Origin of the sequence: Micromonospora sp. LOL_021, from assembly GCF_048060215.1 — a bacterium.
GTDB lineage: Bacteria > Actinomycetota > Actinomycetes > Mycobacteriales > Micromonosporaceae > Micromonospora_E.
The window spans coordinates 21,609-28,975 of record NZ_JBHMIN010000066.1 but is presented as its reverse complement, the minus strand read 5'-3'; the positions used below and the strand labels follow the sequence as shown (position 1 = coordinate 28,975).

7 protein-coding genes are annotated in these 7,367 nt (G+C 69.4%); 6 read left to right on the top strand and 1 reads right to left on the bottom strand.

Going from position 1 to position 7,367, the window contains the following annotated elements; genetic code table 11:
- Nucleotides 1-228: 228 nt before the first annotated feature.
- Entirely contained in the window at nt 229-417 is a 189-nt protein-coding gene (locus ACFHWT_RS28250) for an integrase (protein WP_416597713.1), read from the top strand.
- Nucleotides 418-523: 106 nt separating this feature from the next.
- Here the strand turns inward: ACFHWT_RS28250 and ACFHWT_RS28245 are convergent, their stop codons facing one another.
- A complete protein-coding gene (locus ACFHWT_RS28245) occupies nt 524-1,315 on the bottom strand; it encodes a FadR/GntR family transcriptional regulator (protein ID WP_416597712.1) in 792 nt (263 codons plus the stop codon).
- A 214-nt stretch (nt 1,316-1,529) separates the two neighbouring features.
- Here ACFHWT_RS28245 and ACFHWT_RS28240 point away from each other — a divergent pair, with 214 nt between their 5' ends.
- From ACFHWT_RS28240 to ACFHWT_RS28220, 5 genes are all read left to right on the top strand, one after another.
- Nucleotides 1,530-2,366 (top strand): 1-deoxy-D-xylulose-5-phosphate synthase N-terminal domain-containing protein, encoded by an 837-nt coding sequence (locus tag ACFHWT_RS28240; RefSeq protein ID WP_416597711.1) that lies wholly within the window; start codon nt 1,530-1,532, stop codon nt 2,364-2,366.
- Complete coding sequence (locus ACFHWT_RS28235) at nt 2,359-3,363, top strand: transketolase family protein (RefSeq protein ID WP_416597710.1); 1,005 nt, start codon at nt 2,359-2,361, stop codon at nt 3,361-3,363. The genes ACFHWT_RS28240 and ACFHWT_RS28235 overlap by 8 nt, the downstream gene beginning before the upstream one ends.
- A 12-nt stretch (nt 3,364-3,375) precedes the next feature.
- Complete coding sequence (locus tag ACFHWT_RS28230) at nt 3,376-4,671, top strand: M24 family metallopeptidase (RefSeq protein WP_416597709.1); 1,296 nt, start codon at nt 3,376-3,378, stop codon at nt 4,669-4,671.
- A 76-nt stretch (nt 4,672-4,747) separates the two neighbouring features.
- The gene (locus ACFHWT_RS28225) at nt 4,748-5,668 is read left to right on the top strand and encodes an NAD(P)-dependent oxidoreductase (RefSeq protein ID WP_416597708.1); all 921 of its coding nucleotides are present in this window, start codon (nt 4,748-4,750) and stop codon (nt 5,666-5,668) included.
- The gene (locus ACFHWT_RS28220) at nt 5,665-7,113 is read left to right on the top strand and encodes an NAD-dependent succinate-semialdehyde dehydrogenase (protein ID WP_416597707.1); all 1,449 of its coding nucleotides are present in this window, start codon (nt 5,665-5,667) and stop codon (nt 7,111-7,113) included. The genes ACFHWT_RS28225 and ACFHWT_RS28220 overlap by 4 nt, the downstream gene beginning before the upstream one ends.
- The last annotated feature ends 254 nt before the right edge of the window (nt 7,114-7,367 follow it).

Below are 7,367 nucleotides of genomic sequence, written 5' to 3'. Positions count from 1 at the left end.
GGTCGGCAGGGATGTCGGTGGTGACGTCGGTGGCGGGCGGGCCGAGTTCGTCCAGGGCCCGGGCGTGGCACCCACGTCGCACCCACGTGACACCCACCGTCCACACCATCCGGACGGCAGAAAGGGCCTGACCGCCGTTTCGGCAGGTCAGACCCCTGTTGATCTCGCGCGCCCGAAGGGACTCGAACCCCTAACCTTCTGATCCGGTGGATTCTCCATCAGCGGCACTTGCGGCACGCGCTCCGCGAATACGAGGTCTTCTACAACGGGCAGCGCCCTCATCAGGGCATCGGCAACGTCCGGCCACTCGCGCTACTACCCGAACCGATCAGCGACCCGGACCGTCTCATCCACCTGAACCTCCGCCGACGCGACCGCCTCGGCGGCATCCTTCACGAGTACGAGCATGCTGCCTGACCTGCCCGGATGACATTCTCGGCAGGTACAGGGTTGCCGGGCAGCGGGGGATGGGGAGATTTCGGGTGGCCGTCGTCGGATTGGGTGCCACCGGCGCCAGCGGCGGCTACCGATGTTCGCGGCTGCGTTCGATGTGCTGCAGCATCACGTCGTGGTGGTGGCGGATCGCGGCCCGTACGGCAGCGTCGTCCCGGTCGGCCATTGCGTCCAGGATGGGTTTGTGGATGGCCATCTGGGCGTCGGCGTTGTCGGGAAGCAACCAGTCCGGAACGCGGTCCCGGCTCACCCAGTCGTCGTACTCGTAGGAGATGACGGCGGTGTGGATCGCTTCGTAGATCGAGGCGAGGAAGGGATTGCCGGAGGTCCGGACGACGGCGGCGTGGAACACCGTGTCGGCGGCGATCCAGGCGGAGGTGCCGCCGGCCATGCTCTCGTTGAGTCGCTGCAGTGCCGTGCGGACATCGTCGAGGTCGGTGTCGGATCGCCGGATGCCCTCGGTGGCACCGAGAGTCTCCAACCACAGTCGCAGGTCGACCAGGTGGGACAGGGACTGCCGGTCGAGATCGAGCATCAGGTTGACCGACGCGGCGATGGCCGACTCGGGGCGGCGCATGATGTACGCCCCGGAGCCCTGCTTGATCTCCACGAGTCCCATCAGGGACAAGGCCCGGAGCGCCTGGCTGACGATCGGCCGGCTGGCTCCGAACATCGTGGCCAGGTGACGCTCGGAGGGAAGGCGTGAGCCTTCCGCGAGGTTCTTGCTGATGATCAGCTGCCGGATCTGCTCGGCGACGTCGTCGGCGAGCCGGTTGGCAGTGACCGGGCGGACCGTGCCGAGTTGCACGACGTCGCGCGGGCGCGTCCCGTTGCCCGCCGCTGCGGATTCCGTCGTTGCCATCCCCGATCCTCTCCAGCTGGACACGCCTGCGGCCCCACATCGCTGGTCTCGTCGCCTGCTTGCGGTCCGACGAGCCGTCAGCCTACGCAGGTCGTGCCTCCTGGCGCGAGGCCTGGGCGCAACCCTGGCTGACCTGCGGGTTGACGTGATGCTTGACGCTGTGCCTTACTAAAGCGGCTTAGCCACTTTACCAGTAGAGGTTAGCATGAATCCGTTGATCGAGTCTCCACCGCGCCCCCCGGCCTCTGCCGACCCGGTGCCCGTCGCGCAGCTACCAGGGCTGGCCACCCGGATCCGGCTGCGCGCCGTACGCATGGTCGCGATGCACGGACTGGGCTACCTGGGGCAGGCGCTGTCTTCAGCCGAGGGATTCGCCGTCCTCTACGGGCGGTACTACCGTCCGGGCACCGATCGGCTGGTGGTTTCGCCGGGGCACTACATCATCGCCGCGTTTGCCGCCGCCGCCGAGCGGGGTCTGCTCGACGACGACGACCTGCGGACCTACGGCCACAACGGCTCACGGCTGGAGGCGATCGGCACCGAGCGGTCGCCGGCGGTGGACCTCACCTGCGGTTCCCTCGGGCAAGGGCTCTCCGCTGCGGTCGGTTTCGCGCTGGCAGACCGCATCCAGGGTCGGTCGGACGCACGCGCTCTCGCCATGATCAGCGACGGCGAACTCGAGGAGGGGCAGTTGTGGGAGGCGGCGATGTTCGCCGACCATCACCGGCTGGGCAACCTGGCGGTCCTGCTCGATGCCAACAATTCGCAGGTCGACGGCCCGGTAGCGGAGATCGCCACGGTCGAACCGATCGCCGACAAGTGGCGGTCGTTCGGATGGGACGCCCGGGACGTCGACGGGCACGACGCGGCGGCGCTCGACGATGCCGTCGCCCACGCCGTAGCCACCGACCGACCGGCCGTCGTGATCGCCCGGACCTCGACCCGGCACGGGCTGGCGTGCCTGCCCGACGGCGTCGACGGTCACTTCATCAAGCTGCCGCCCGAACTCGCCGAGGCGGCGACCGCCGAGCTGGAGGCCCTCGATGCGTAGGCCGCCGTACCCGACCGTCGTCAAGCCGTACGGTACGGCGTTGCTCGAACTCGCCCGTGCCGACGAGCGGATCATCTGTCTCTCCGGTGATCTCACCCGGCAGTGCGAGGTCGACCTGTTCCGCGACGCGCTGCCCGACCGGTTCGTCAACGTCGGAATGGCCGAGGCGAACATGATGGGCATCGCCGGAGCGCTCGCCCGCAGCGGACTCGTGCCGTTCGTGCACACCTTCGGGGTGTTCGCCACCCGGCGCCCGCTCGACCAGATCGTCAACGCGATCGCCTATCCGAACCTGCCGGTGCGCATCGTCGGGTTCATGCCGGGTCTGTCCAGCCCCGGCGGCCCGAGCCACCAGGCTATCGAGGACGTCGCGTTGATGCGGGCGCTACCCAACCTCACCGTGATCGACGCTGCGGACGCCGCCGAGATCCGGCAGGTCACCGCCGCGATCGTGGACCACCCCGGCCCGGTGTACCTCCGGCTCAAGCGCGGCGAGATCCCGGTGATCTTCGACGAGGGGTACGAGTTCCGGCTGGACCGGGCGGCCCGGCTGCGGCCCGGCTCTGATTCCGTCGTCGTGGCCAACGGCATGATGCTGCCTGCGGCGGTCGCGGCGACCGAGGCGCTGGCCGCCGCCAGCGTCGACTGCGGTCTGGTGCACGTACCAGTGGTCAAGCCGCTGGACACCGCCACCCTGCTCGCCGCCGTCGCGGACACCCAGGCGGTGGTGACCGCTGAAAACCACAGCATCGTCGGCGGTCTCGGTTCCGCGGTCGCCGAGACCCTCGCTGAGGCGGGTCTCGGGGTCCGGTTGCGCCGGGTGGGGCTGCGCGACACGTTCGCCGAGGGCGCCCTCAGCGCCCACCACCTCTTCGAGACCTACCACCTACGTACCCAGTCCATTGTCGACGCCGTCTGGGTGGCTCTTGACCGGACGGGCCCGGCACCGCAGGTCCGGTCCGGTCGTCCCGTCGCCGGCGAGTACGCGCCCGTCTGATCCGGAGTAGCCATGACCAGCATCTACGCGCCATCCGCGCAGACCAGCCCGATCGCCTCACTTGGCGCCACCATGGGGGTCGACTGGGAGGAACGGGTCGACTTCGCCCGCCTCCGTCAGGACCGCTTCGCGAAGGTCCAGGCGGCCTTCGAACGCTCCGACCTCGGTGCGTTGATCTTGTTCGACATGAACAACATCCGCTACACGACCGGTACCCACATCGGCAACTGGGCCCGGGACAAGCTGTTCCGGTGCGCGCTGGTGATGCGGGGACAGGAACCGATCCTGTGGGACATCGGCTCCGCCGCCCGCACCCACCAGCAGTACGCCTCCTGGTTCGGCAAGGACAGCTGGCGCGCCGGGATCTCCAGCTGGCGCGGATCGATCCCGGAGGAGGTCGGCATCGAGCGTGGCAACGCGGCGCGGGCGGCGCAGATCCTCGCCGAACACGGTCTGGCCGGCGAGCCGGTCGGCGTGGACGTGGTGGAGCTGCCGGTGCTGCGGGCGCTGGAGCGCGAAGGGCTGACGATCGTCGACGGACACAGCTTCATGCAGGACGTGCGGGCAGTGAAGACGGCCGACGAGATCGCGCTGCTGGACCATTCCGCCGGGCTGGTGGACGGCGCGTACGAGGAACTGTTCCGTACCCTGCGGCCCGGTGTCCGGGAGAACGAGTGCGTGGCACTGGTCAACCGGTACCTCTACGAGCGGGGGTCGGAAGAGGTCGAGGCGGTCAACTCGATCTCCGGCGGGCGGTGCAGCCCGCACCCCCACGTCTTCTCGGACCGGCTGATCCGTCCCGGTGACACGGCGTACTTCGACATCATCCACTCGTTCAACGGGTACCGGACCTGCTACTACCGGACCTTCAACGTGGGCGGCGCGAGCCAGGCGCAGGTGGCGGCGTACCGGCGGGCCCGGGAGTTCATGGACAACGCCATCGCCGAGATCCGTCCCGGCGCGACCTCCGCCGACGTGGTCCGGCACTTCCCGGCGGCCCAGGAGTTCGGTTACTCCTCCGAGGAGGAGGCGTTCGGCCTGCAGTACTGCCACGGTCTGGGGCTGTCGAACTGGGAGCGGCCGTTGATGAGCCGCTACCACTCGTTCGAGCATCCGGTGACCCTGCAGGAGGGCATGGTGTTCGCCATCGAGACCTACTGGCCGACGCCGGACGGCACCGCCGCCGCCCGGATCGAGGAGGAGGTGGTGGTCACCGCCGACGGCTGTCAGCTGCTCACCCGGTTCCCCGCCGACCAGCTGTACGTCACCGGTATCCGGTACACACCCGGCGCGGATCTGCTGCGGTGAGTCTGGCCCCGACATCCGCCGCCGCGGCCTACCTGACCACGCGCACCGCCGAGACGGCGGGACGAGAGGAGACACGATGACCGGCACCACACCCACCCTGGGCTGGCTCGGGACCGGCCGAATGGGGTCTGCCATGGTCGGCCGGCTGCTGGACGCCGACCACCCGGTCCGGGTCTGGAACCGGACCCGGAGCAAGGCGCAACCGCTCGCGGACCGGGGCGCGCTCGTCGTCGACTCGGTCGCGGAGCTGGCCGGCTGCGACATCGTCTTCGTCATGGTCTCCACCTCGGCCGATCTGCGCCAGGTGCTGCTGGGCGAGGGCGGACTGCTGACCGCCGACGACCGGCGGGTCGGCGTCGTCGTCGACTGCTCGACGGTGTCCGCAGAGACCTCCGCCGGGGTAAGGGCAGCTGCGGCGGCCCGGGGCGTCGACTTCCTCGCCGCCCCGGTCAGCGGAAACCCGCATGTGGTCGCCGAGGGCGGTGCGTGCCTGGTCGCCTCCGGCGGGCAGGACGCGTACGACCGGGCGCGGCCGTACCTGGCGACGATCGGTCGGACGGTGGTCCACGCCGGCCCCGACGAGCAGAGCCGGCTGGTCAAGCTGTGCCACAACCTCTACCTCGGCATGATGGTCGAGTCCCTGGTCGAGGTGGTGACCCTGGCCGAGAAGGGCGGTGTGAACCGGGCCGCCTTCCTGGAGTTCCTCAACGGTACGGTGCTCGCCTCGGACTGGGTCCGCAAACGGACGCCGGATCTCGTGGACCGGGACTGGCAGCCTACCTTCACCACCGAACTGCTGCGTAAGGACTTCGATCTCGGGCTGGGTGCGGCCCGGGCCAGCGAGGTGCCGATGCCGGTGGCGAGCCTGGTTCATCAGCTGATCCAGGTGGCGATCGGTCACGGTCACCGGGACGACGACTTTCTCGCCATGTACGAGGTCCAGGCGGCGGCGGCCGCGCTCGATGCCGGTCGGGCGGCGGGAGGCGGCGCGCGATGACCACTCAGGTCGACGGGGCCACGGTGCCGACCGACATGTTCATCGGCGGGCAGTGGGTGGTGGCGGACGATCGGATGCCGGTGCTCGACCCGTCGACGGGGGCGGTGGTAGCGGAGGTGGCCAGTGGCACCGCCGCGGACATGATCAGCGCGGTGGACGCGGCGGCGGCGAGCGGACCGGCCTGGGCCGGGACCGTGCCGCGTCATCGGGCCGAGGTGCTTCGCCGAGGGTACGAGCTCATGGTCGAGCACGCGGAACGGCTGGCCCGGCTGATCGTGATCGAGAACGGCAAGATCCTTGCGGACGCCCGAGCCGAGGTGGCCTACGCCGCCGAGTTCCTCCGCTGGTACGCCGAGGAGGCGGTGCGGCTGGACGGGACGCTCGCCCGGGCACCGGTCAGCGGCAACCGGATCCTGGTGATGCCGCAGCCGGTAGGGGTGTCGTTGCTGGTCACACCGTGGAACTTCCCGGCGGCGATGGCCACCCGCAAGATCGGACCGGCCCTCGCCGCCGGCTGCTCGGTGGTGCTCAAACCTGCCAGCGACACGCCGCTGACCGCGCTGGCCCTGGCCGACCTGCTCCGCCGGGCCGGGGTGCCGGACGGTGTGGTCAACGTGGTGCCGAGCCGGCGGGCCGCAGCGGTCACCTCGGCGGCGTTGGCCGATCCCCGGGTCCGCAAGCTCTCGTTCACCGGTTCCACCGAGGTCGGCCGGCTGTTGCTGCGGGAGGCGTCGGCCCGGGTGGTCAACTGTTCGATGGAGCTCGGCGGGAACGCTCCGTTCCTGGTCTTGCACGACGCGGATCTGGACGCGGCGGTCGAGGGCGCGCTGCTGGCGAAGATGCGCAACGGCGGGCAGGCTTGCACTGCGGCCAACCGGTTCTACGTGCACCGGTCCGTGGTCGACGAGTTCGTCGCCCGGTTGGGCACGGCACTGCACCGCTGGCGGATGGGTTCCGGGCTGGATCCCAAGGTCCGGCTCGGTCCGTTGATCAACGCCGCGGCGCGGGAGAAGGTCGGCGAACTTGTCGACGCCACGGTGGGTGCGGGAGGCCGCGTCCATACCGGTGGCCGTCCATCCGCCGGCGACGGGTTCTTCTACCCGGCGACCGTGCTGACCGACGTGCCGGGTGAGGCCGCGGTGCTGACCGAGGAGATCTTCGGTCCGGTGGCACCGGTGGTGGCCTTCGACACCGAGCAGGAAGCGGTGACGATGGCCAACGCCACGGAGTACGGCCTGGTGAGCTACCTCTACACCCGGGACATGGGCCGTGGTCTTCGGGTCGCCGAGCAGTTGGAATCGGGCATGGTGGGCCTCAACCAGGGTCTGGTGTCCGAGCCTGCCGCGCCGTTCGGCGGAGTGAAGCAGAGCGGATTGGGACGCGAGGGCGGCCAAGCCGGGATAGCTGAGTTCGTGGAGCCGAAGTACGTGGCGGCCGCCTGGTAGGCGGCAAAGCCTCTGACCAGGGCTACAGCTCGGTTACGAGGCCGCTGAGGGCTTGACATGTGATCTGCAGCATGTTGTTCTAAATTGGCTAAGCCAGATAGCCACTAGGGTGGTTGGCCAATAGCGAGCCGGCCGGTCAGCCGGTCGATCGGCGGTGGTCGCCGCGCCGGGTTGGCGTCGACTCTGATGGATCGATTGGCATTACTCACCTATCGGTACGAAAATTTATCTAAGCGACAAGTCTGACATCTATC

What these genes read in the sequence shown, in the direction of transcription:
- ACFHWT_RS28245 (WP_416597712.1), bottom strand. Translation starts at nt 1,315, where the DNA reads ATGGCAACGACGGAATCCGCAGCGGCGGGCAACGGGACGCGCCCGCGC.
- ACFHWT_RS28235 (WP_416597710.1), top strand. Translation starts at nt 2,359, where the DNA reads ATGCGTAGGCCGCCGTACCCGACCGTCGTCAAGCCGTACGGTACGGCG.
- ACFHWT_RS28230 (WP_416597709.1), top strand. Translation starts at nt 3,376, where the DNA reads ATGACCAGCATCTACGCGCCATCCGCGCAGACCAGCCCGATCGCCTCA.
- ACFHWT_RS28225 (WP_416597708.1), top strand. Translation starts at nt 4,748, where the DNA reads ATGACCGGCACCACACCCACCCTGGGCTGGCTCGGGACCGGCCGAATG.
- ACFHWT_RS28220 (WP_416597707.1), top strand. Translation starts at nt 5,665, where the DNA reads ATGACCACTCAGGTCGACGGGGCCACGGTGCCGACCGACATGTTCATC.